The following is a 24,124-nucleotide window of genomic DNA, read 5'->3' as shown; positions in this document are numbered from 1 at the left end:
TTTAAAGAGCGAAAGAATGAAAGATCCAAAGAGTGCATTCGTAGAAAATAGCTCGCGTCAGCCTTTTCGCTCTTTCATTCTTTCACTCTTTAATTATTTAGTGCCTTGAAAATCAGGAGTTGATTTTGCGTGACGACACGTTCGCCGGGTTGTATGCCGCCATTGAGATACGTAGTAGTACCTATCGTTTTGAAAGGGTCTATTTCGCGAACGACAGGACGATTTTTGGCATCGGCAACCACTACGTAATTCCGGTTATCGGCAAAAACAATGGATTTGGCGGGGATGGCGGTACGTCGGTCACGACCTGCGTATTGCACACTCACGTTGGCAAACATCTCCGGTTTGAGGGCAATGTTGTCGGTGCCTTTGGTTGGGTTTACCAACGTAATACGTACTTTCTCGGTCTTGCTGTCTGGGTCTAATACGTTGAAAACCTTGTCGATACGTCCCTGATACACCTGATCTGGATAAGCTAACGTAGTGATATGGGCCAGATCGCCTTCGTGAACGTGTGCTACGTCGGATTCATACACGTTGGCAATTACCCAAACGTGATCGAGGTTCGAGATGGTGAACAGATTTTCGGGATCGTCGGAGCGGATTTCCATACCCGTTGCCGCGCTTTTCTCGACCACAAATCCGCTGACAGGGGCTTTCACTACGTAGACCGACGAACCACGACCACCCAGAATGCTACGTCGTTCGTTGATGCGATTCATCTCGCCTTTGGCCGCCTGCAACTGCTCCCGCGATGAAACCAGATCGCGTTGCGACGAGAGGCCGCTTTTCACCATGTCTTCAGTGACCTGGTTGTTTTTCTGGGCGATAGCCAGTTGGCCGCGTGCCGCAATGGATTGCTGTTCCAGATCGGCCATTTCGCCCGAGCGGATAATTGCCAGTTCCTGTCCTGCCTTCACGTAGTCACCGAGGTCAGCTTTGACGTTTTCGATATGGCCGCCAACCAGCGGAAACACCTTCACCACTTTGTCCTGATTGAAGGTCACTTTTCCGGTCAGGTTCATCTCGTTGGTTACGGGCACAAGTTTTGCCGTATCGAACGTAGCAGTAGCCAGCAAATCGACCTGTTTACTGGTACTGTCCGGCGTATTGCTGGCCGAAGCGTCGGGTTGGCAGTTGGTCAGCAACGTAGCAGTTAGTACGGCGACTGGAAGTAAGAGCCAACTGGTGCGGGGGAATGGATACGTTTTCATTGTGTATTGGCAAAACAATTGAGCTTGAGAAACTTAGTTGGCGAATGGATTGGCACCGACAGCAAGACGGAGGTCTTCAAGCCGTTGAGTCCGGTCGTTTTGGAGTTGAATAAACTGAATCTGAGATGTTTTGTAGGAATCCAGAAAGTCCAGAAATTCCACTACGTCGATGTTTTGTTTGCGGTAGTTCAACGTAACGCCGTCGATAAGTCGGCCGAAATCACTGTTGAAACGTTGGTCGAATGTGCGGTATAACTGGTCGGCCTGCCGCGCTTTTGTCAGTGACCGCTGAAGTTCACCTTCCACCTGAAGCTGATACGCCGACGCCACCTGCTGGCTGCTCTGAATGCGCACATTTGCCGCCTGAATATTACCCTGATTGCGGTTGAAAAAGGGTAGTGAGATGCCTACACCTACTCCAAAATAATTGGGAATGTAGCCCGCGTTTCGGTCGTACGTTCCTTGTAAAGTCAGGTCGGGAACGGCCATTGCTTTCTGCAGAGACAGATTTTGGCGCTCGGCGATTGTCTGATCGCGGTAGCCACGGAGGTCAGGGCGATTCCGTTCGGCAAGGGTTATCAGACTATCGAGCGACAGCCTGCCGAGGTCGCGTTGTTGGTTGACCTCGGCATCTGTCAGCGTAGCATTTATGGGTTGTTCGGGTGCTGTATTGAGTAATACAGCCAATGTGGTTTGATCGTCAGTGACTTGCGCCTGGCGTTGTTGCCGTTCGGTCGACAGGTTAAACAAGTAGGCTTTAAGACGGGTCAGGTCTTTGAGTGGTACGTTGCCTTTGTCGTATTGCTGCTGGTAAAGCCCTACCGTCTGGCTTAACGTATTGATTTCCTGCTCGTAAATCGCCAGCGCTTTTTGTTGATAATACAGATCATAAAATGTCGAACGTAGCTGCGACGAAAGTGTACGTACCAGATCGTCGAAACGGTCGGCGGCCAGTTTGGTGTTGGTAGTGGCCAGCGCGAGCTGTTTGTTACGTTTGCCCGCCAGCAAAAGCAGTTGCTGCACCTGAATGAGCTGTTCAGAATTGCCCTGTTTTACAGGCATAAACTCGCGGGTTTGCCGGTTATACGGCATCTGTTCGATGTAAATCGATGGGTTGTTACGTTGTTTCGACTGGTTCTCATAACCCTGATATTCATTGATTCCCAGTCTCGTAGCCAGCAACGACAGATTATGTTGGCGAAACTGGTCTTCGGCCTGGGGAAGCGTAAGCCGGAGCGTATCAGCGGGAGTTTGGCAGAAGGCTGGGCTGCGGGATAGTAGCAAAAAAAGCCCGATGAATACACGTTTCATATCTTGTTGGCGATTGATCGTTGACCGATGCACCAAAAGTAGAGGGTGATACTACGGCGAGCGGGGCTTAACTAGGCGAAGCGGACAAATTGGAAGGTTAAACTGACAGAAGCAGAGGGTTAAATTGATGCTTTGGAGTAGTCAATATTGTTAGGCGGCCCGATCAGCATGACAAACACACTGTTTTTAAACCTTATAGACAGGTCTCCATACACTAGATATTCAGCCAGAATCAGGAAGATTCTGGCTGATTTGTGTTTACAAGCTATTGATTTACTCAGCGACAGTTATGAATACGATATTCTTTTTCCTCGTGACAGCTCTTTGCTGCCTCTCTTTTTTATCCGTACAGGCCCAGCAGCCTGCCAAATACATCAAAACGCCCACCGGATACGTAATGGTGCTACGTCAGGGCGACAACGTACTGACTGAGCTGGAGCAGTTGACGCTTACCGAGAAAATTCCGAGCGCCAGCCTGACCGGCTTTGGTTTTGTCCACCCAACATTTGGATTCTGGAATGCCAAAAAGAAAGACTACGAGCCTAAAGCCATGCGCGATATGGAACTGGCCAGTATGACGGGCAGCATCGCCTGGAAAGACGGTAAACCTGCTATGCACGTACACGGCGTAGTTACAGGCAAAGATTTTAAAGCTTTCGGCGGACACATTCTGGGGCTGGAAGTGGGCACCGGTTCTGTCGAAATAACGATAACCGTACACCCTAACCAGTTAATTCGAGAAACCGATCAGGCTACGGGGGCTATGGTGCTACGTCTGTGAGAACAACGCCGAAAGACAAACGCCAATTGGCCCGGTCGAGACGTTTCTGATAAGCTGACAAATTACTTTACCACCTCACTAACCAGTATGGTAGGACTGATGTTAGTGTACTTTGGGAAATCTGCTCTTATAGCCTCTCTATTTGGGGTGATAGCAGCCTGATAATCGCTTAGGCTTTTAACATAAAAACTTCCAATAGCCATAAATGGTAATGGAGAGTTGGGAATTCCACTTGAAATCCCTTTTTCTATCGTATAACGTACCAAATTAGACCCTAACAAACCGGCTACATATGGCATATGGCTTTTTTCGTAGTAATCCATATCAAACGTTTTGCCTTCTGCATAAGGGTACAAAACAGATACCTTGATCAATCCTTTTTCGGCAACATTCGCTTTATTTTCGGATTTCGGAGCTTGATTTTGTTGCGCGAATGTTGAAAAACATAGGCCGAGAAATAATTGAACTAATACAAGTTTAATTTTCATAATAGTATTTATAATTGTCCAGCGCGAAGCTAACAAAACGTAACGAAAATCTGCTTTTGTCAAGCCTTAAACGCAAACCCAAAGTTACTCCATTCAGGCGGCTGGCCTCTCAGCGAGACATGGAAATGGAAGCCTATAAAACAATGTCGGTAAACACTACGTCTATTGAGGAGCAATCCTTCATGTATGGAATCCATTTCAGAATCACAACCGACGAACAGTACAAACCCTGCTCAACATTCAATTATACTGGCAGGTGCCACTGGGAATCTCGGACAACGTATCGCCCATGAACTACGTAAGCAGGGTGCTAACGTAACGGTACTGATACGTCGGGGAAGCAACGATCAGGCAATTAGCGCGTTACGTCAGCAAGGAGTATCGGTTGTTGAGGTAGATTTCAGCAATGCTACGTCGTTGGCGCAGGCCTGCCAGGGTGGTACGTGTGTCGTTTCTGCTTTGTCAGGATTGCGGGAGGTGATCGTGGAAAGCCAAACCCGACTGCTTAAGGCAGCCATAGACGCGGCCGTTCCCCGGTTTATTCCGTCTGATTATTGTATCGATTACCGCTCTTTGCCCAAAGGAAAAAATAGAAATCTGGATTTACGTCGGACGTTTAATGAGCGTCTGGATAAAGCGCCTATTGGTGCTACATCGATTCTGAACGGAATGTTCACTGATTTGCTGACTGGTCAGGCACCCGTCATCCTGTTTAAACTGAATCAGATCATGTACTGGGGCAACGCCGATCAGTTGATGGACTTTACCACCCTGCAGAATACGGCTGAGTTTACGGCTGCTGCCGCCCTTGATACGTCGACGCCACGTTATTTACGTATTGCTGGTCAGGTGGCAAGCATTCGTGATGTACAGGAAGCAGCCCAAAAAGCAACGGGTGAAAAGTTCAGTTTGCTACGTCTGGGTGGCTTAGGGGTATTGAACACCATGATTAAAGCGATGCGTACGGTATCACCACAGCCGAATGAAGTTTTCCCGCCCTGGCAGGGAATGCAATACTTGCGTGATATGCTTGGTGGTGCGCCCAAACTGGATTCGCTCGACAACAACCGCTATCCAGACATCCAATGGACACCGATATGGGCTGTTTTGGCAAATCGGTAAGTGGATTGTGCTACGTTGAACCTGTTTAGACTTTTAAGAAAAAGTCAAAAATGAGCGATTTTGTCATGCTGACCGGGCCGCCGAAGCGGGAACGAAGCATGACAAAATCGATATTCAGTAAAACTTTAAACAGGATCGCTGTTCATATCCTTACAATAATTCGGATTGCATCATTCACCGCTTACGTAATTCGTTGATCTGCTGGCGTAGTTCGGTTAATTCGTCTTGTTGAGCCGTATTCTGCTTCTGTTGCTCAATCAGGTACAACGTCAGTTCTTCTACTTTTTCCAGCAATTTGGTGTTCAGCGTAGCTAAATCAATTCCCTCCTTAGTAACCTCGGCTGCGCTGGGCAAACCCGGCAAATGCTGATTTGTATGCACAAAATCGGCAACTTCACGTAACGGAGCTAGTTGATACGTTGGTGAGAATACATAGTCGGCCCACGGGTTTGCGATACTGGCCTGTAGCCGCACCTGATCAGCACTGACCACCGGCCGATACAGGCCCACTCGACCCTGATCGTCTACGCTGAGCAATCGGCTGGCCGTTTCCGCTGATACGTTGTTGGATAAATTTGCCAGTCGCAATCCACTCTGGCCCTGTTCACCCGCTGTCAATACGAGGTACTCCGTTTCGTCGCTCTGCAATTGTACCCGCTGGGCGAACTTCAGCGACCCTTTATTTCGGATGTTGATGGTACCGCGCACGTCTAGCGGAAAGGCCGGAGCCGTTACGCCAACCCCTACTTTCGTGTTTTTCGTAGTGTCGCCCAGCACAATAGCGTTGCTGGTAGCTACGCGGGCGTTGGCTCCGATTGCCGTTGCGTTCGTCAGACTTACCACCCGTGAAAGCGCGTCGGCATTGTTGCCCAGAAACGTGTTATCCGTACCAGTAACGTTGTTCATACCGGATCGGGTACCAGCAAACACGTTGCCACTGCCCGAGGTATTCGACATGCCCGCCTGGTAGCCCATAAACGCGTTATACTGACCCGATGTGTTGGCATAGCCCGACTTGAAGCCCAGAAACATATTCGCAGTTGCCTGGGTAATGTAACCCGCCTGAAAGCCCAGGAATACGTTCTCATGGCCATTATTATTGTTGTAACCAGCCTCAAGACCGATGTATATGTTATTGCTGCCTTCGCGATTGGCACCGCCCGCGTAACGACCCAAAAAGACGTTATTGCTGCCTCCGCGGGTTTCAATCCCTGCCCGGCTACCCATGATAACGTTGTTGCTGCCCGACGTAAAATAGCCTGTAGCAAAGCCAATAAAGGTGTTATCGAAACCATTGGCTGCGTACCCTGATTCTTCGCCAACGATTACATTACGGCTGCCTGTTCTGTTAGCGTATCCCGCTTTGGCACCTGAAAACACGTTATTTTCACCACTTATGTTTTCAAAACCAGCGTAATTGCCCATAAACACGTTCGACCAGCCAGTGGTGGAATTTCTACCGCCCGCAGCAATACCGACAATGGTATTGTACGAGCCCGGCGAGCTTGCCGAAGGGTTTGTTGCTACGTAGTTCATATTCTGAGCCAGCGCACCATGAGCTGACCCCAGCCCAACAGCAGCGATAAAGAGGACACGTAAACGCATAGTTGTTCGTCGTTTTTGTTGTTAGTATGTAAAAGAGGAAGTTAGATGCAGAAAGGCGTTGTTACGGTCAAACTGCCCGCCGTATGTCGTGAAAGGTATCTCGTTCACGTACGACACAACAAAACTGGAATCGGCAGCCCCGAACCCAAACCATAGACCCGATGAAACGGAAAAAGCCGCCTATGAAGCGGCCTTGCTAGCTAATTTGCTTAGCTAAAGAAGCATCAACGCTGCTCCAGCCAGTGCATGAATTCGCTGGCTTTGGCTTTGCTGATGATGATGGGCTCTGAAGTGGGCAAATGGAGCCGGACGGCGAGCTTGCGGTTGAAATACGACTCAAATTCGCGGATGGCGTCGTAGCGAATGATGTATTGCCGGTTGGCCCGGAAAAACTGGCTCGGGTCGAGGAGGGATTCGAGTTGGTCGAGGTTGTATTCGAGGGCGAATTTCTCGCCTGACGATTTATAGAGCCATACTACGTCGTTTTCGGTATAGAAATACGCAATGTCGGCCACCGAAACCGGAAAATATTTGCCCCGGTAATTGACCAGAAAACTCGAACGTCGGCTGGGACGTAGCTGCTCGATGAGCCGTTGCAGTGGTTCGTTCAGGTCGGGTTTTGCGAGGGCGGGCGTATCGCGCTGGAAGTACGTTTGCAGCGCGTGGAATTTGTTTAGACTTCCTTCTATTGCTTTCCGGTCGAATGGTTTCAGTACGTAGTCGATACCGTTCGTCGAGAAAGCCTGGATAGCGTACTCATCGAACGCCGTACAGAAAATGACCGGGCAACGTACCGGAGCCTGTTCAAATACCTCGAAACTCAGTCCGTCGGCGAGCTGTATGTCGGAGAAAATCAGGTCGGGGCTTTCATGCGTTTTCAGGAAATCAACGGCCTCTTCGATGGTTTCCAGTGATGCCAGCACCGTTACGTTCGGATCGATGGACGTAATGTAATGTTGCAGTTCTTCGGCGGTAATGGCCTCATCTTCAAGAATAAGCACGGTCATGGTCGGGCGGAATTATGGGTAAATAAACCGTAAAAAACTGTTCGTCCTGTTCAATACGTAATGGTGTGCCGCACAAATGTTCGTAGCGTCGGGTCAGATTTTCCAGCCCAACGTGGGTGCTCGATTGCAGCGACTGTTTGAGTTGCAGGTTATTTCGAAAGGCCACTATACCATCCTGTTCGGTTACGCTGACATAGAGTTTTCGGCTCTGCGTCAGTACGTTATGTTTCACGCAGTTTTCCATCAGCATCTGAAACGTCAGCGGAGGCAGCACTGACCGACGCGTTTCGGGCGACAACGTAATGGTGAGGTCGATGGCATCACGGAAACGGTTTTTCAACATGAAGTGGTACGACTCAAGCAGCAGCAGTTCATCCGACATCGCTACGTCCTGTTTGGCGTTGCTTTGCAGAATATATCGGTATACATCGGCCAGTTTAATCAGGTATTCTTCGGCATCTTCGTTTCCGGTACGTATCATGCCCTTCAGAATATTGAGGGAATTGAACAGAAAGTGTGGGTTGATCTGCTGCTTGAGTACCTCGTACTTCGCCTGAAAATTTTCTTCTTTTAGTCTGGTTATGAGCCCCATAGCCTGTTGTTGCGCTAATGCTTTTTCGATACCCCACGTAGTAAGTAGCGAGAACGCCACAATGAGCAGCCCCCGTACCTGAAGCACCGCCGGAAAATTGCTGGTTCCCGTATTTTCCATCTGATAGAACACATCCAGTACCGTCCAGATACGAATCATGCCCTCGCTGATGAGCAGGCAGATCAGGACCCGGATAATGAATTCATAGTCGGGATTAATGAATTGATACACAAAGGATAACCCTCGACGATTGTTGATATAGATGTTGAACATCCAGATCAGCATCGTGAACAGAAACGCCATCCCGAACGAAAACCAGGCCACTTTCGGTTCTGGCCGGTCGTCGATGGCCTCAAAAAACAGCAGCGAAATCAATCCCATAAACTGGCCCGTCACCACCGAAGCCCGCAGGAGAATCTTGTCGATTTCGTGCTGTAATCGTTCGCCGGAATGATCTTCTCTGATTAGCTGATTCATAGCCATGAACCGATGAAATGCCCTAAAGATAACGCTGCCCATAAGCCTGTAGGCCAAAAAAGAAGGTGAAGTGACCAATTTAAGCGGTGAACTGACAACCTCAACAACCCGAACTGACAAGCGGTAATAAGCAGTCGGACCCTTACTTAACGATTAATAACGGGAAGGTTAGATTTACTATAGTTTTATGTTTACGGATAAAAGTAACAAATGTGAACAGGGCTCCTGGCTTCTTTTAAAGAGACAGGGGCTTTTTGCATATTTACTCCTTCACCTGGCACGAACAAATCAACAGAAACCGAAAAGTAAAGCAATACTATAACTTGCTGGCTATTCATTAACTTTGAGAAACAGGCATTTAATTACGAAATCAATGAAATCACTTTCCAGCATTCTGCTCGCCCTTCTGCTGAGCACTCCACTACTGGCGCAAAACAACTACGTAGCCACCGCACCGATCTCGGCCACGCCGGGGGGGAAGAATGTCATTGTAGGTATAGGTGCCGGTAATATAACCATGTCGGGAGCTGAAAATACGTTTGTGGGCTATCAGACGGGCAACAAAAACACGGAAGGATTCGATAATGCTTTTCTGGGCTATCAAGCAGGTAATAGCAACACGACTGGACGTTATAATGTCTTTGTGGGCTCACTGGCGGGTTTATACAACTCAACAGGAACCAACAATACGTTTCTGGGCTATCAGGCGGGGCACAACAACAATGGCACGTTTAACGTCTTTGTGGGCAATCAGGCGGGTTTTTTCACCACTACGGGTGGGTCCAATACATTTATGGGTAATGATGCCGGCCAGAAAAACGAAACGGGTAACGATAATGCCTTTGTAGGAGCAGGAGCAGGCATCAACAATACGCTGGGGAGTAGAAACGCGTTTTTTGGCAAAAATGCGGGCTCCAGCAGTAATAGCAATAACAATGCCTTTTTTGGGATTGATGCCGGGAAAAATAACACCACTGGCAGCAACAACACCATGGTGGGCTACAACGCCCAACCCGTCAGCGGTGCGCTCCAGAATGCGGTCGCCATCGGTACTAATGCGAGTGTGGCTTTAAGCAATGCCATCGTGCTGGGCGATCCGAACAACACCAGCATTGCCGTGGGCATCGGTACCAATTCCCCTCAATTTCCCCTGGATGTGCGCGGCACCATCAACCTACGTAACAACGGCAGAATCAAATTCGCTCACTTATCGAACCCCCTGTTTAACGGCACCACCGACCAGTTTCTGACCGTTAACGAAGTGGGCGAAACGGTGCTGGCCCGCCATCGGCTACGTATCGACAACGTGAACCAGTGGAGCGATAAGGTTTTTGCCCCAACGTATCAGTTGCCCTCTCTGAGTGAGGTAGAACGCTACGTTGGTGTACATGGTCATTTACCCAACGTACCCTCGGCGACCGACGTAGTGAAGGAAGGCGTTGATCTGGTGAAGATGAATGCTACGTTGCTGGAAAAAGTAGAGGAATTAACCTTGTATACTATTCAACTGGAGAAAGCGGATAAAGCAAGGCAACAGGAATTACAGCAGCAAAAGGCCCGGATCGAGGAATTGGAACGATTGATGAAACAGGTATTGCAGGAAAAGAAGTGAAAAATACCATAAATCATTGAGTTAAAAATAATTCGGACGAAGTCATTTGAAATGAAAAGCCCCTTCCTATCTGGTTGGGGCTTTTCATTTGTTACGTAGTAAATAGATTTTGTTAACATTTGCTTAACATTGGATTGGAAAATAATAGTCTAAAACAGCGCTGTTTGGAATCTTCTAAAAGTAGATTTTAGTTATAAACTAACAAAAATCCGAATGTATTGACTGATTTGGTTATTTATTTGGAGAATATCTATAATACCGCTAACTAAATCAAAATAAAAAACTATAACATAAAATTAATATTGACATAATATTTGCTTAATATTAACTGGTCCAAACTCCCGGTGAGTTTGGACCAGGAGCATTTTAGTTCATTAGTTAAATCCGTTTGAAGTCATGAAAAAGAGTTTCGCCCTTCTTATGCTGGTAGGCTTCCTGGCAACGCAGGCCTACGCTGCGCCACACAAACCGAAAGTGGCAAAGGCAACCCTTGAGCAACAGGTAGGCAAATATGTATCGTATCCGGATGCGCTCAAACCAACGCAAAAGGGAGGAATTGTGGTCGTGCAATTCCGGGTAAATTCAAGCAGTGAGATTTGCCAGGTTGCGGTTTTTAGCCATAACGAACAGCTTAATAGCGAAATAACCCGCCAATTAACTGGTGCCAAAGTTGAAGGATATCAGACCGATTTGAGCGAATTTGTCCAACAGGTTCATACCGTTCGGCTCCGTTTTAAAGCCTGATAAACAGAGTTGCCTACATATATATCACCCCAATTTCCAGGGAAGGTTTAAAAGACCTCTTTTGCTTTGAACATCATAATGTCAAAGCCAGAAAAGAGGTCTTTTTATGTGTAGCAATAGGAACGTACATTCTGAAACGATCAACTTTCCAGTATCTTTACTTTACTAGTAACCATACGGCAAGTGCCACTAGGGATAAACCCATCAGCAGCGATCCGATACCAGTTAAACTCGTTTTTCGATACGTGAATTTTTTCGGGTTTTCGGGCAGAAACCTTATAGGCATCTCCTGACCGATGGCAAAGCTCTCAAAAAGCAGCAGATCGCCTTCTACTTCATACAATTGCCCATCTATCCAGTACGAAAACAGAGGATTGATATATTCAACATTATTTGTGCCATTAAAAGAGATACTTCGGTTTAAGCCGATTACGCGTCCTTTGGTCGATTCCCCCCGTCGGCCCAGTTCGAAAAAAAATGATAGGGTTTGATAACCCTGATAAACAAAATAGCTACCCACAGCCAAGAGTAGTAATACTATAATTGTAAAGTCAGCCCCAAAAACAAGTGTTGGATGTGTTTCCATACGTGATAACTGGATTAAGTGATACGTATGGCAAAATTGGGGCAGAGGTTCCTGTTCTAAAATCGAGGTAAGCCTATATTTTGGGTACAGGAAATCCTATATTTAATGTGTTATCTCTGTCTATTTAATTATGTCTCATACATTTTATAGATTGACGAACGTAGTAACTTCCCATGACGGTCGGTATTGTTCATTATGGTTTTCTAAAGCCTCTTTTTGTAACTGACCGTAACGTAGCGCGTCTCAATAGAGATAACGAATCGACAGAACGACGTAATTGCGTACTACGTATCTACTCGCAGGTGTGCAAACTACTCGCTGTTCGGATTAAATTCGCGCAACATTCATAACCTATTAATGAAACATTACCTGACGCAGGACCCCTGGAATATAGTTGAAGAAAGTTTCCACCGTGACTACAATGAGATAACCGAAAGCGTAATGTCCATCGGTAATGGCCGACTGGGCGGACGCGGATCATTTGAAGAAAAATTCTCCGGGAAAACCATGTTGGGTCACTACGTTGCCGGCGTATACTACCCCGACAAAACCCGCGTTGGCTGGTGGAAAAATGGGTACCCCGAATACTTTGCCAAAGTCCTGAATGCCGCCAACTGGATTGGCATCGACATCGATATTGAATACGAAACCCTCGACTTGAATACCTGCGAAGTACGTAATTTTCGGCGCGTGCTCAACATGCAGGAAGGCTATCTCGAACGCCAGTTTGTGGCTCGTTTGAAGAGTGGAAAAGAGGTGGAAGTCAATGCCAAACGGTTCTATTCCATCGTTGACGACGAATCCGGGGCGATACGTTACGCCATCAAACCGCTGAATTTCGACGCAAAAATCACCATTACGCCCTACATCGACGGGGCCGTCCGAAACCGAGATGCCAATTACGACGAAACGTTCTGGGATGAGGTACGTAAGGAAACGGCCTATGGTGAAGCGTATATTGAATTACGCACTCGTAAAACTGGCTTCCACGTAGCAACGGGCATGTGCGTGGAAATTGAGCAGGGGGGGGAGAAAGTTGACTACCAGTCGCAGCCGATCAAATACGAGAAATACGTAGCGAATCGCATTACGCTCGACTGTCGGGAGGGCCAGGAAACGGTCATCTATAAATATGGCGTTAATCTGTCGTCGCTGAATTACGATTCTGATACGTTGATAAAGGAAGCCCACAAGTACATCCAACGTATCAGTCGCAAAGGTTTCGACAAAATGCTGTTCGAACAGAAGCAGGCCTGGGCCGATAAGTGGAAAACGAACGACATCGTGATTGAGGGCGACGTAGCAGCTCAACAAGGAATCCGGTTCAATATTTTCCAGTTGAACCAGACGTACACAGGTGAAGATGAACGACTGAACATCGGCCCCAAAGGGTTTACCGGCGAGAAATACGGCGGTAGTACGTACTGGGACACCGAAGCTTATTGCCTGCCTTTCTACCTATCTACGGCTGATCAGAAGGTGGCGCGTAACCTGCTGATTTACCGCTATAAACAACTTGGTAAAGCCATTGAGAATGCGCAGAAACTGGGCTTCCGGGCGGGCGCTGCGCTCTACCCGATGGTGACCATGAATGGGGAAGAGTGCCACAACGAGTGGGAAATTACATTCGAGGAAATTCACCGGAACGGAGCCATCGCCTACGCCATTTTCGACTACGTTCGCTACACCGGCGATGAGCAGTATCTGGTCGATTATGGGCTGGAAGTCCTCATTGCCATCAGCCGGTTCTGGAGCCAGCGCGTCAACTGGTCGACGAAGAAAGAGAAGTACGTAATGTTGGGCGTAACGGGGCCGAATGAGTACGAAAACAACGTCAATAACAACTGGTACACCAACTACATTGCCGCCTGGACGCTACGTTACACCATCGAAGCAGTCAATAAAGTGAAGATTCTCGACCAGGAGAAATACGCCGATCTGATCGACCGGATTCATTTTCGGGAAGAGAAAGAGATTGAGAAAGCGACACATATTGTTGATACTATGCATTTCCCTTTTGACGAAGAACGTCAGGTTTATCTGCAACAGGACGGCTTTCTGGATAAAGAACTGATGCCGGTTTCAGACATTCCGAAAGGGCAGCGCCCGATCAATCAGAACTGGTCGTGGGACCGGATTCTGCGGTCGTGCTTCATCAAACAGGCCGACGTATTGCAGGGACTTTATTTCTTCGAACACGAGCACGGGCACGATTTTGTCCGAAAGAATTTCGACTTCTACGAGCCAATGACGGTGCATGAATCGTCGCTATCACCCTGTGTACATTCAATTCTGGCATCCAGTTTAGGAATGAAAGAAAAAGCCTACGAAATGTACCTCCGCACCGCCCGGCTCGACCTCGATGATTACAACAACGATACCGAAGACGGCTGCCACATTACGTCGATGGCTGGTACGTGGCTGGCGGTGGTGAAAGGGTTCGGTGGTATGCGGGTTGGTTTGGAATTGCCCAAAGAGCAGAAGGAAATCGTCAAAAAGGCGCGCAAAGAAAATAAGACCGAATGGGTCATTTTGCCGCCAATTCCACAATCGATTAACTACCAGCTAGTGCTACGTCCCTACTGTCCGGAAAACTGGCAATCGTTTTCGTTCAAAATTCGATTCCGGGGTGCATTGCTGGACGTAATAACGACGCAGCAGAACGTAACGATCCATAATTTCTCGAAGGAATCGATAACGCTCTGTCTCTACAACGAAGAGGTGACGATTCAACCGGAAAGTGAGGTGACGACGCCAATACCAAGTTGACGTTTTTGTCATGCTGAGGCACGAAGCATCTTAAGGTTTTCTTGCACGCTTGTAGGGATAAATTAAGATGCTTCGTGCCTCAGCATGACAAAAACACTCGTTATGGGGCTTCAAACGGAGTGTGAACGTTACGTTGTAGTCAACAAACTTTTGGGCTCCAGTAAAGGCAACGTAATACGGAACCAGCCATCCACTTCTTCAATTGTCGGTTCCTGCTGGTTCAGGATGCGGTATTTCGCGGTGATATTCGCCAGGCCGATTCCCGTCGATTCGACACGTAGCGTTTTACGTTGCAGCGTATTTTCAACGACTAAATTACTATCGTCAGTGCTACGTATGCGGATGGTTAGCGGCTGAGCCGGTAAAGCAATATTGTGTTTTACAGCATTCTCTACCAGCAATTGCAGCGTCAGCGGAGGAAGTAGCGCGTCGGCATGGTCAGGCGGTACGTCTACTTCCAGACGAATGGCCGCGCCGTGGCGCGTACGTAGCAAATGGAAATACGATTGAATAAAATCGAGTTCAAGACTGACGGTGGTCAGATCTCCTTCCCGGTCGCGTTCAGACGTATCGGTGGCTCGATTAGCACGTAGCAAATACCGATAAACGCTCGATAGTTCATCGACAAACTCACCCGCCTGACGCGGACTTTCATCGATGAGCGACGACAACGTATTGAGGCTATTAAACAGAAAATGCGGATTGATCTGGCTTTGCAGCGCCCGCATCTGCACTTCGGTTTTCTCCTGTTTCAGGCGTTCCATCTGCAAATCAGCTTCGAGATGTTCGCGTTGGCGTTGTTCCCGTTCAGTAGCGAGCTGCCCTTCAACCGCTACCTTCCGAACCGCTTCGCGCCGATGCCGGTGCGTAATGCCCAGCCCAAAGAAAATCAGATCGAGCACAACACCTGTCTGCACAAACAAATCAGGGTGCTCCCAAAACGGCATTTGCTGACTGTAAATCGGCGAGCGAATTAGTAATATGGTTGTAATGAGATGGTTGATGAGCAACGACGCCGTGCCAGCTACAAAGAATCGGGCAACGGTATCTTTGGAACGATAGAACGAAAAAACGACGTAGCCGCCAACCGTCATCAGGGCAAATCGTACCGGATGAATCAGAAGGTCATGGATGGGGCTTTTCCAGAGATCGGTAAACAGATAAATGTACGTCTTCGTAACGATATAAAGCACCAGCAGCCCCTGAACCCGCGTGATCCAGCGTCGAAATCGAGGCCGGTCGCTGAGGTCGAGAAAAATCCGGGCAAGTTCCAGATACAATATGTAACCCGAATACGACAGCAGGACTTTATAGAAGTTGCTGAGGTTTTTAGGCAGATTGAAGTGATTGATGGTGAAATAAACAGCCCAGATGAGAATGTAAATCGTATACAGGCCGTAAATACGTTCGCGGTACATGAACCACTGCACCAGATTGGCAATCAGCAGGGCCAGCGCCATTCCCAGAAAAAGCGGGGACCAGGCTTCGTAGGTCATGAACGAATTAGTAGTTGGTTCAGAGGAATGAAGAAACGAAAATACGTGAAATCGCTGAGAATTAACCAGATTTGCTTAAAGGGTTGTGACACAGAGATGCACAGAGAAAAATAACAACACCTCTGTGCATCTCTGTGTCACAACTAATTCGAAACAAAACGCCCGGTGCTACGTCTTAAAACAACATACGGTTCACCCTCACTTTATGACGGTTCATAACCAACTTATACCAATTCATCGGCTTAACGATTGACACGCCACCCGGAGAATTCCGATTTTTAGACCATTTTTACCTAACTGAGACAAACACTTCATGACATTTGCCACCTGGAATCTGCTGTTCACAGGGATGGTCAGTGCTATCCTCTTGCTGAACATCGTGCAGTGGAGCATTTACCGCGAGCGTCTTTATGGACTTTATACGCTGTATATGCTGTCCTGGCTGGTATATTTTGGCCTGCGCGTCGATGAAATCAACCAATATGTATCAAATAATACGTGGTATTTCGTCCGGGTGGCGGCTCCCATGCTCGCCTATTTTATTTACTTCGATTTTGCCGATGCGCTAATTCAGCTTCGCACTCGACTGCCGGGGCTTTTTCGCTTATTCAGGATTACAAAAGGAGTTATTCTGGCCTATATAGTGCTGATGTGGGCATTGTGTTTTGCCGCAGATAAGTGGTATGGTTCCGTTTACGATACGGCTCATACGTCTATGCGGCTGCTTATGGTAGGAATTGCGGGTTATGGCGTCTGGCAAATCGGCCAGCTGAGAGGGGTGGTGCCCCGCTACGTTGCAATTGGGTCGGCGTTTATTCTGGCAGGTGGTATTGTGTCGATGGTCCTGACCAGACTTGGGTTTGCACTGGATAATTCGGATTTCTTTTTATCGGCCCCACTGACATTCTTCGAACTGGGAATTCTGGCCGAACTCATCTGCTTTACGTTGCTTTTGGGATATCGCCAGCGCCGAAGTGCGATCCGAAGCGCCACGATGGAACAGCGACTCGCCCGCGAACGCGAACAGCACCAGCGCCAGCATCTCGAATCGGAACTGGTTACCGAAAAACTCCAGCAGCAAATGTCGGCGGTGCAGATGATGGCGCTTCAGGCGCAGCTCAACCCGCATTTTCTGTTCAATAGCCTCAATACGTTATCGTCGCTCATTGCCTCTGAACCGGCTAAAGCTGAGCGTTTTGTGGATGAAATGTCGAGTGTGTACCGGTATCTGCTACGTACCAACGATCACGAACTCACGACCCTGCAAACCGAACTGGCCTTTATCGATTCGTACTACCATCTGCTCAAAACCCGTTACGGTGCCGGTATCGACCTGATAAAAAATATCGACGATCCGTTTCTCCAGTACAAACTGCCCCCACTGACACTTCAATTGCTGGTCGAAAATGCCGTGAAACACAACATCGTATCAGCCGAACAACCGTTACGGATTCGACTCACGACAACTGAAGACGGATGCCTGATCGTCAGCAATACGTTACAGCGAAAAGCCACAAACCGGGTCAATTCCACGCAAAAAGGGCTGCTGAATATTTTGTCGAAGTATCAGTTGTTGGGCCAGCAGACGCCCAAAGTAGAAGAAACTGCCAACGATTTCATCGTTACGTTGCCGTTGATAAAGTAGGATATAGGCCCCGGCCCGTGCCGTCCGATGTTGTGGTCGCTGGCCCAACTAATTGAGTAGTTACAACCGACAGCCGGAGCCTGTCGGGGTCTTCCTCAACTACCGACTCTTCCCCAACACCACACCCACTGTAACCTGAATCGATGGATACCAGCCCTGACGGTAATGTGTGACAACGTTACGCTTGAATTGTGCGTCCTGATTGTCGTTAGTCCAGTAAAACGAATTCCAGTAGTTCTGATTTTGCGTGATTTGGCTGGTTGGAAACAGCTTGAACAGGTACTGCCCACCAAGGGACCCAGTCAACGTAACGCGTTTCAGGAAAGTTGCTTTTGCACCAAACAGCAGTTCGGGGGCCAGGGAAAAACCGGCGGCACGTAGCGAATCTGCCGAAACAGGATTGCGTGTATCATAAGCAAGCCGCAACGCTGAATAATCAACAATAGCACGCACCGAGCCAAACAGGGTCAGTTCATCGCCAATACCCAGACCCGGAACGTAGTAGCGGTAACCAGCCGCCATTCGCACGTTTTGGAAGCGTTCCGTGCGGGGCGGGTTGAAAAACAAACTATTACGCAGATTTTCGTTGTAGCTTAATGAAAAGGTTAGACTTTGCTGCTTGTCAACGTAGCGTTCGTACTGAAGAAGCTGGTTTCTGGGTAAGGCAAATCCAATGGGCGAAATCGACAACTCCTGCTGCTGAGCGAACGTAGCAATACCTGTCGTTAGCGTAAGAGAAAATAAGAGAAAGAAATTTTTCATACGTCGATTATACTGAATGTTTCTTTTGAAGTAAAAATAGTGACTGATTAAACTCAATACGTATGCGTATCACAAAAATAAATGAACCGGATTTTAAGGACTGGCAACAAATGGCCCTGGCGCTTTGGCCCGACACGACCGAGGCTGAAATGGCTGAAGTGCTGAACGAAATTTATCAATCTCCGAAACAGGAAGCCTTCATTGTTCGTGACAATCAGGGAGTAGCAATTGGCTTTATGAATCTGTCACTGCGGGTGGATTATGTACCGGGCGCTTCTCAAACACCGGTCGCTTTTTTGGAAGGTATCTACGTAGCGCCAGTTTCTCAGCAGCAGGGCGTAGGGCGGGCGCTCATCCGACAGGCTGAGGAGTGGGCAAGAGAACAGGGAAGTAAGGAACTGGCGTCCGACGTATTACTGGACAATACGTTGGGAGAAGCTTTTCATAAAGGCGTAGGTTTTGAAGAAGTAGAGCGGACAATTTCGTTTATCAAGCCGATTTAAACTGTAAATCAGCAAGTGTTACCACACACGTAGCGATTACAACGTTTCGTTTATCTTTGTTAGAAACGTAACAGCTTAACTTGATGCTTTCGCTGGTAAAACAACTTTGTTTAGGACTTGCACTGACTCTATTCAGGGTCGTTAGTTACGCGCAGTCGGTGCCCAACCCGACCGATACCAGCTACGTAATGGACCTCCTTAAAAAAGGAGAATCAATTGAGACAAGTGCACCGATCAAGGCGCTGAATAATTACCAGAAAGCGTACAGTTTCTCTCAGAAAATCAATTTTACCAAAGGCTATTTTGAGAGTGTACGGCTTATGGCGTACCAGCTTAATAACCTGGGACGGCACGATGAAGCCCGAAAGGTGGCGCTGGCTGCCGTTGAGAAAGCTAAACAGGATACGATAAAGCGGCATCTGGGGCTTAGCTATTTTGCCGTGGCCAACACGGCGTTGTTTATGGGGCGGTTTCAGGAAGCCATTCCCAATTACCAGCAGGCTGCCCGCTACATGCAGCTAGACGGAAGCCCGCGCAACGTAGCGGTTGTGAATCAGAACCTTGGATACATCTATAATAAGCAGAAGATGCGTGAAAAGGCACTGGAACATTACCGAAAAGCGCTTGCGTTCGATACCACCCTGACGGTAGATAAGGCCGACCGGCGGGCAATTGCCACCGATTATTTCAGCCTGGCTGTCGTATATAGCGACATGGGAAAAAGTCGCGAAACGATGGCCAATTATTTGAAAGCAAAACAATGGATTGATCCCAAAAACGACCTCGACTTTATGATCAATCTGTATAACAATATCGGATTCGAACACTCGCTGGCGGCCCGCTACGACTCGGCCCTTTATTATCGAAATGAAGCGCTACGTTTCAGCAGACAGTTAGGCAACACGCGGCACGAACTTGAGGTGCTGATGACATTAGCCCAAACCCGAAGTCAGATGAGGCAATTTGCAGCCGCCAAAAAACTGCTGGATGAGTCGCATTCCATTGCAGTAAAAAACAAGGCCGGCTTAACCGAATTTCGGAATATTTACCGCGAATACGCCATCGCCAATCAGGGTTTGGGCAACTTCAAAGCTGCTGCCAATTGGCTGGATAAATACATTGGCGTTGATGATTCGCTGAATAATCAGGAAACAAAAAGTTTGCTTCAGGACTACGAAGTGAAACTGAAACAGGCCGAATCTCGTGAGCAACTAGCTCAAAAACAGCTAAGTATCGATCAGCTTCAGGAAAAACAAAAACGCCAGAATCTTTATTTGCTGATTGCCGGTCTGGTCATTGTTGGGGTGGGAGGAGGGTTGGTATTTGCGTACCTCTACTACCGACAGCGCCAACGTACCGCCGACGAGGCTTTGCTGGCTGCCGAACGCCAGCGCGAACTGGCGGTGGTGCAGTCGGAACTGGAAGGCCAGCAAAAAGAGCGCCGACGTATCGCCAAAGAGATGCACGACGATCTGGGGGCTTCGTTGACGGCCATCGGGTTGTTGAGCGAGGTGGCGAAAACGAAGATGGGCGATAAAACGACCCCTGAAGTGGAAAAAATTTCCAGCATTTCGTCGGAGATGGTGACGTCTATGAATGAGATTATCTGGTCGTTGAACACCAAAAATGACAGCCTCAATGGGTTGATTGCATACACCCGCGCTTACGCCAGTGAGTTCATCGAAAATACGTCCGTTACGTTGAAAACCGACGTAACAGAATCTCCCCGCGAAATTGCGATACGTGGCGCCGACCGACGTAACGTTTTTCTGACGGTGAAAGAATCGCTGAACAACGTAGTGAAACACGCCCACGCCAGCGAAGTTCACCTGACCATCCGCCCCGACGCCGACCATTTATTCATTGAGGTACAAGACAACGGACGAGGTTTTACGCCCAACGAGAAGACAGCGTTACGTAACGGGTTGGGCAATATGCAGCAACGTATCGAAGAATCAGGCGGATGTTATGAAATTTTGTCCTCATCGGCCGGTACTTCCGTGAAAATCACCTATCCCTACCCACCCGTATCGGCCCCCAAAATACTGCAAACGTAGTATAGCTTTCCCCAAAAAAAACGGTGAATATTGCCAGATGAAAACCTCCATAACCGTTGCTATTGTTGAAGATAAAGAGCCTATTCGGCAATCGCTGGCTATTCTGGTCGACGGTGCCGATGGCTTTTTCTGTCAGGCTACGTTCGAGACGGCCGAAGCGGCTCTCGACTATCTGCCCGGTCACTGCGTCGACGTAGTGTTAATGGATATCGACCTCCCTGGCATGAATGGTATCGACTGCGTACGGCATCTCAAGCCAAGATGTCCTGATACTCAGTTCATGATGTGTACGATGTATGACGAAGATGAAACTGTTTTTGAAGCGCTCAAAGCGGGTGCGAATTCGTATATTCTGAAGCGCAGCCCGCCCCATAAACTCCTCGAAGCCATCACCGAACTGCACGAAGGGGGCGCTCCCATGAGTAGTACCATTGCCCGTAAAATTGCGGGTTCGTTCCACGTCAATCGCTCCACTCCAACCGAACTGGACGTACTGACCCCCCGCGAACGCGAAATTCTCGACCGCCTGTCGAAAGGCCACAGTCACAAAGAAGTAGCGGAAGAGCTATTCGTCAGCCCCACTACGGTGCGAAAACACATCTTCAACATCTATGAAAAGCTCCAGGTCCACTCGAAGGTGGAAGCGGTGAATAAGTACTTGGGACGTAGATAAAGAGCGAAAGAATGAAAGAGTGAAAGCCATCCGGCAGAGAAGCATCCGGATGGCTTTCACTCTTTCATTCTTTCGCTCTTTGATACTGCTCCTTAAAAATCATACAAATGCGGTATTGATGAGACTTGAAACGGCGGGTAGTTTTGCCTCGGTGATTGACGGAAATCACCTCGCAAACAACTAAAAGCCATGAAAACGATCCTTCTTTTCTTATTCGTTGCGCTGACCTTTACCGCCTGCAAAAAAAGTGAAACCGATATCGAGCCAGAGAATGCGGCCGACGTAGTAGCTGGTAATTATAAACTAAGTTCGTTTCGCTACGCAGCCGGCACCGACGAAATCGACCTGCCCAAATTGCCGTTAACCCAGTCGGGAAAAACCATTTCAGGAACGGTTAGTCTGGATGCTACGTCAGAAGATAACGTAACGATGACCTTAACGCTGAAAGCCACGGGCTCGCAGGATGCTTCCATTGATATCGATAACGTAGAAGTGAAAAAACGCGGAAAGGTTTACGGTCTCTACGTTGATGGCGAACAGGTAGCCGATGCCGACGGCGACAACATCATCTTCAACCTGAACGAGGAAGATCCCAGTACGGGAGAAACCCTTGAGCTGAAATTTACAGCAGCTAAATAAGTCAGTTCCGTTTGTTATCCACCATCCTTTCTTATCCCGAATAGCCTTTGGTTGTTCGGGATTTTTCATGAAAGGTAACTAATCAGGGTTTTCCTATACGCTATTTCAAAGGTTTCCCTGTAGTCGATTTCTAGGGTTTCCCAGATTGTGTCCCGGCCTGCTGACTGTCAATTTTGTCCTATTCAATTCAACAGAAACAGTCAGAAATCATGAACGCCATCGATACGATTTTTATCCTGATTTTAGCCGGTTATGGAGCCCATTATGCCTTTACCCTTGGTCGGGCGTCATCTGAACTCTATAAAGAAATGATGCGCATTGGCGCATTCGCCCAGGGGCGCATTAGTCGCATTCGCGAAAAACGAACGAATGGTGCGGTCAAGCTTTTTCCGACGATTGTTTTTGACGTCGACGGTACAGTTTATGAGGAAGAAGTAGATGCCACGACCGACATAGAGCAATTAAAAGTTGGTCAGTCGTTGCAGGTATATTACGTGCGTGAATCACCCACCGTCTGTTCGTGGGTAGGCCCGAGCTATTTCAACGATAAATCCTTCTACTATTATGCCGTCTCGTTTATTTTAGGAACAGTTGCTTTTACCGCACTAAAAGTCCTGTTTGCTTTACTCTGAAACAAAACATTCATAGGCGATTCGGGCTTTACATTTCAGGTAGGTAGCTATTTGTTACGATTGGTTTTAGGACCGATCCTGTCAACAGACTGAAATGATACATCCCTTCACAATCAGCGTCGATGAGAGTACGCTGGCCGATTTACGGTCAAGACTGGCGAAAACCCGCTGGCCCGATCAGATAGCGAATGAAAAATGGGAGATGGGTACCAACGAAGCCTATTTGCAGGAACTCTGCACGTATTGGCAGCAGCAATTCGACTGGCTCAAACAGGAAGCGTATTTGAATACGTTTGCTCATTTCAAGACAGAAATTGACGATATCGGTATTCATTTCATCCACCAGAAAGGCAAAGGGAAAACGTCTTTTCCGCTGTTATTGATTCACGGTTACCCCGATAGCTTCTTCCGGTTTCATAAACTAATTCCGTTACTCACAGAAGCCGATGAAGAGGGATTTTCGTTTGATGTCGTAGTGCCGTCTATGCCGGGCTATGGCTTCTCCGGTATTCCCGCAGAGGAAGGGATGGACCCGAAAAAAATGGCTGATCTGTTCGCCAGGTTGATGGTCGATGAATTGGGTTATGACGAATTTTTTGCGCATGGTGGAGATTGGGGAGGCAGTATCACCGAACAACTGGCGCTTTATCATGATGACCATCTCCACGCTATCCATCTGACAGATTTGCCGTTTCACCATACCCTCGAACAGCCCGATGATGCCAGCGACGCTGAGAAGAAATTCTTTGAAAAAATACAGAAATGGCAACGAACCGAAGGCGCTTACTCGATGATTCAGGCTACCAAGCCCCAGAGTTTGGCGTATAGTCTGACTGATTCGCCGGCTGGTCTGGCGGCATGGCTTATCGAAAAATTTTATGCCTGGAGCGATAATGGCGGGAATTTGGAAAATGCCTTTACGAAGGACGAGTTGCTGACAAATCTCACAATCTATTGGGTTACGCGAACCAGTAACTCGTCAATGCGGCTGTATTATGAAGCCATCAAATCGATCATGGCCGCTACATACAACCCACTTATCAAGTATAATCCGTTCGATAAAACGGGCAAAAAAACGGCTGTGCCTGCCGGATTTACGTTCTTTCCTAAGGATATTAGCGCTCCGCCCAGAGAGCTGGTTGAGCGTTATTTTACCATAGAACGGTGGAATGAAATATCATCGGGTGGCCACTTTGCCGCTATGGAGCAGCCTCAGGCACTGGCCGACGAAATCCGGCAATTTTTTAAGGGAATTCATCAATCAAAGAGTGAGTGATTTTCGATTAAGTTACTCATAAATGATTGTTTTGTCATGCTGACGAAGGAAGTATCTTAAGGGGTTAAGCAAAAGTAATGGTGTATTCTTGACCGACCTGACTTAGAATGCGCTCGACCGCTTTGCGCAGGCT

22 protein-coding genes are annotated in these 24,124 nt (G+C 48.0%); 13 read left to right on the top strand and 9 right to left on the bottom strand.

Features of this window, described 5'->3' with window-relative positions; all coding sequences use genetic code 11:
• Positions 1-89 precede the first annotated feature (89 nt).
• Entirely contained in the window at positions 90-1,214 is a 1,125-nt protein-coding gene (locus IC229_RS13685) for an efflux RND transporter periplasmic adaptor subunit (RefSeq protein WP_190887554.1), read from the bottom strand.
• Between the two features lie 33 nt (positions 1,215-1,247).
• Positions 1,248-2,525: a TolC family protein gene (locus IC229_RS13680; protein ID WP_190887553.1), complete on the bottom strand. Its 1,278-nt coding sequence runs from the start codon at positions 2,523-2,525 to the stop codon at positions 1,248-1,250.
• A 289-nt stretch (positions 2,526-2,814) separates the two neighbouring features.
• Here IC229_RS13680 and IC229_RS13675 point away from each other — a divergent pair, with 289 nt between their 5' ends.
• On the top strand, positions 2,815-3,306 hold the full coding sequence (locus IC229_RS13675) for a PPC domain-containing DNA-binding protein (protein ID WP_190887552.1): 492 nt from the start codon (positions 2,815-2,817) through the stop codon (positions 3,304-3,306).
• A 62-nt stretch (positions 3,307-3,368) separates the two neighbouring features.
• Here the strand turns inward: IC229_RS13675 and IC229_RS13670 are convergent, their stop codons facing one another.
• Positions 3,369-3,794 (bottom strand): EthD family reductase, encoded by a 426-nt coding sequence (locus tag IC229_RS13670; protein ID WP_190887551.1) that lies wholly within the window; start codon positions 3,792-3,794, stop codon positions 3,369-3,371.
• 186 nt (positions 3,795-3,980) lie between these two features.
• Between IC229_RS13670 and IC229_RS13665 the strand changes: the two genes are divergently transcribed.
• Positions 3,981-4,916 (top strand): NmrA family NAD(P)-binding protein, encoded by a 936-nt coding sequence (locus IC229_RS13665; protein WP_190887550.1) that lies wholly within the window; start codon positions 3,981-3,983, stop codon positions 4,914-4,916.
• A gap of 174 nt (positions 4,917-5,090) precedes the next feature.
• Here the strand turns inward: IC229_RS13665 and IC229_RS13660 are convergent, their stop codons facing one another.
• The 3 genes from IC229_RS13660 to IC229_RS13650 form a co-directional block, all read right to left on the bottom strand.
• Positions 5,091-6,521 carry a right-handed parallel beta-helix repeat-containing protein gene (locus IC229_RS13660; RefSeq protein WP_190887549.1) on the bottom strand — a complete coding sequence of 477 codons (1,431 nt, stop codon included), beginning with the start codon at positions 6,519-6,521 and terminating at the stop codon, positions 5,091-5,093.
• Between the two features lie 224 nt (positions 6,522-6,745).
• Positions 6,746-7,528 carry a LytR/AlgR family response regulator transcription factor gene (locus IC229_RS13655; RefSeq protein WP_190887548.1) on the bottom strand — a complete coding sequence of 261 codons (783 nt, stop codon included), beginning with the start codon at positions 7,526-7,528 and terminating at the stop codon, positions 6,746-6,748.
• Positions 7,509-8,597 (bottom strand): sensor histidine kinase, encoded by a 1,089-nt coding sequence (locus IC229_RS13650; protein ID WP_190887547.1) that lies wholly within the window; start codon positions 8,595-8,597, stop codon positions 7,509-7,511. Before IC229_RS13650 ends, IC229_RS13655 begins: the two co-directional genes overlap by 20 nt.
• A 373-nt stretch (positions 8,598-8,970) precedes the next feature.
• Here IC229_RS13650 and IC229_RS13645 point away from each other — a divergent pair, with 373 nt between their 5' ends.
• Together IC229_RS13645 and IC229_RS13640 are read left to right on the top strand one after the other, a co-directional pair.
• Complete coding sequence (locus tag IC229_RS13645; RefSeq protein WP_190887546.1) at positions 8,971-10,209, top strand: sbcc family protein; 1,239 nt, start codon at positions 8,971-8,973, stop codon at positions 10,207-10,209.
• Positions 10,210-10,605: 396 nt separating this feature from the next.
• A complete protein-coding gene (locus tag IC229_RS13640) occupies positions 10,606-10,953 on the top strand; it encodes a hypothetical protein (protein WP_190887545.1) in 348 nt (115 codons plus the stop codon).
• 157 nt (positions 10,954-11,110) lie between these two features.
• Here IC229_RS13640 and IC229_RS13635 read toward each other — a convergent pair whose 3' ends face one another.
• Positions 11,111-11,539 carry a DUF3592 domain-containing protein gene (locus IC229_RS13635; protein WP_190887544.1) on the bottom strand — a complete coding sequence of 143 codons (429 nt, stop codon included), beginning with the start codon at positions 11,537-11,539 and terminating at the stop codon, positions 11,111-11,113.
• Between the two features lie 173 nt (positions 11,540-11,712).
• Between IC229_RS13635 and IC229_RS13630 the strand changes: the two genes are divergently transcribed.
• Positions 11,713-11,889, top strand: a complete 177-nt coding sequence (locus IC229_RS13630; protein WP_190887543.1) for a hypothetical protein — start codon at positions 11,713-11,715, stop codon at positions 11,887-11,889.
• A gap of 7 nt (positions 11,890-11,896) precedes the next feature.
• Complete coding sequence (locus IC229_RS13625) at positions 11,897-14,308, top strand: glycoside hydrolase family 65 protein (RefSeq protein ID WP_190887542.1); 2,412 nt, start codon at positions 11,897-11,899, stop codon at positions 14,306-14,308.
• Positions 14,309-14,436: 128 nt separating this feature from the next.
• Here the strand turns inward: IC229_RS13625 and IC229_RS13620 are convergent, their stop codons facing one another.
• Positions 14,437-15,804, bottom strand: a complete 1,368-nt coding sequence (locus tag IC229_RS13620; RefSeq protein ID WP_190887541.1) for a sensor histidine kinase — start codon at positions 15,802-15,804, stop codon at positions 14,437-14,439.
• A 313-nt stretch (positions 15,805-16,117) separates the two neighbouring features.
• On the opposite strand from IC229_RS13620, the gene IC229_RS13615 reads away from it, so the two are divergent.
• The gene (locus tag IC229_RS13615; RefSeq protein ID WP_190887540.1) at positions 16,118-17,449 is read left to right on the top strand and encodes a sensor histidine kinase; all 1,332 of its coding nucleotides are present in this window, start codon (positions 16,118-16,120) and stop codon (positions 17,447-17,449) included.
• 99 nt (positions 17,450-17,548) lie between these two features.
• On the opposite strand, the gene IC229_RS13610 is transcribed toward IC229_RS13615, so the two are convergent.
• Positions 17,549-18,211 carry a hypothetical protein gene (locus tag IC229_RS13610; protein ID WP_190887539.1) on the bottom strand — a complete coding sequence of 221 codons (663 nt, stop codon included), beginning with the start codon at positions 18,209-18,211 and terminating at the stop codon, positions 17,549-17,551.
• A 62-nt stretch (positions 18,212-18,273) separates the two neighbouring features.
• On the opposite strand from IC229_RS13610, the gene aac(6') reads away from it, so the two are divergent.
• The 6 genes from aac(6') to IC229_RS13580 all read left to right on the top strand — a co-directional run bounded on the left by aac(6') (position 18,274) and on the right by IC229_RS13580 (position 23,991).
• Positions 18,274-18,714, top strand: a complete 441-nt coding sequence (gene aac(6') / locus IC229_RS13605; RefSeq protein WP_190887538.1) for an aminoglycoside 6'-N-acetyltransferase — start codon at positions 18,274-18,276, stop codon at positions 18,712-18,714.
• An 83-nt stretch (positions 18,715-18,797) separates the two neighbouring features.
• Positions 18,798-20,771, top strand: coding sequence for a tetratricopeptide repeat-containing sensor histidine kinase (locus IC229_RS13600; RefSeq protein ID WP_190887537.1), 1,974 nt, complete (start codon positions 18,798-18,800; stop codon positions 20,769-20,771).
• Positions 20,772-20,808: 37 nt separating this feature from the next.
• A complete protein-coding gene (locus tag IC229_RS13595; protein ID WP_190887536.1) occupies positions 20,809-21,444 on the top strand; it encodes a response regulator transcription factor in 636 nt (211 codons plus the stop codon).
• Positions 21,445-21,633: 189 nt separating this feature from the next.
• Positions 21,634-22,083 carry a putative periplasmic lipoprotein gene (locus IC229_RS13590; RefSeq protein WP_190887535.1) on the top strand — a complete coding sequence of 150 codons (450 nt, stop codon included), beginning with the start codon at positions 21,634-21,636 and terminating at the stop codon, positions 22,081-22,083.
• 209 nt (positions 22,084-22,292) lie between these two features.
• A complete protein-coding gene (locus tag IC229_RS13585) occupies positions 22,293-22,715 on the top strand; it encodes a DUF3592 domain-containing protein (protein ID WP_190887534.1) in 423 nt (140 codons plus the stop codon).
• A gap of 94 nt (positions 22,716-22,809) precedes the next feature.
• Positions 22,810-23,991 carry an epoxide hydrolase family protein gene (locus IC229_RS13580; RefSeq protein WP_190887533.1) on the top strand — a complete coding sequence of 394 codons (1,182 nt, stop codon included), beginning with the start codon at positions 22,810-22,812 and terminating at the stop codon, positions 23,989-23,991.
• Positions 23,992-24,124 lie beyond the last annotated feature (133 nt).

The sequence above is a fragment of the Spirosoma profusum genome (assembly GCF_014699005.1).
Lineage (GTDB): Bacteria > Bacteroidota > Bacteroidia > Cytophagales > Spirosomataceae > Spirosoma > Spirosoma profusum.
This window is presented reverse-complemented; position numbering and strand designations above follow the sequence as displayed.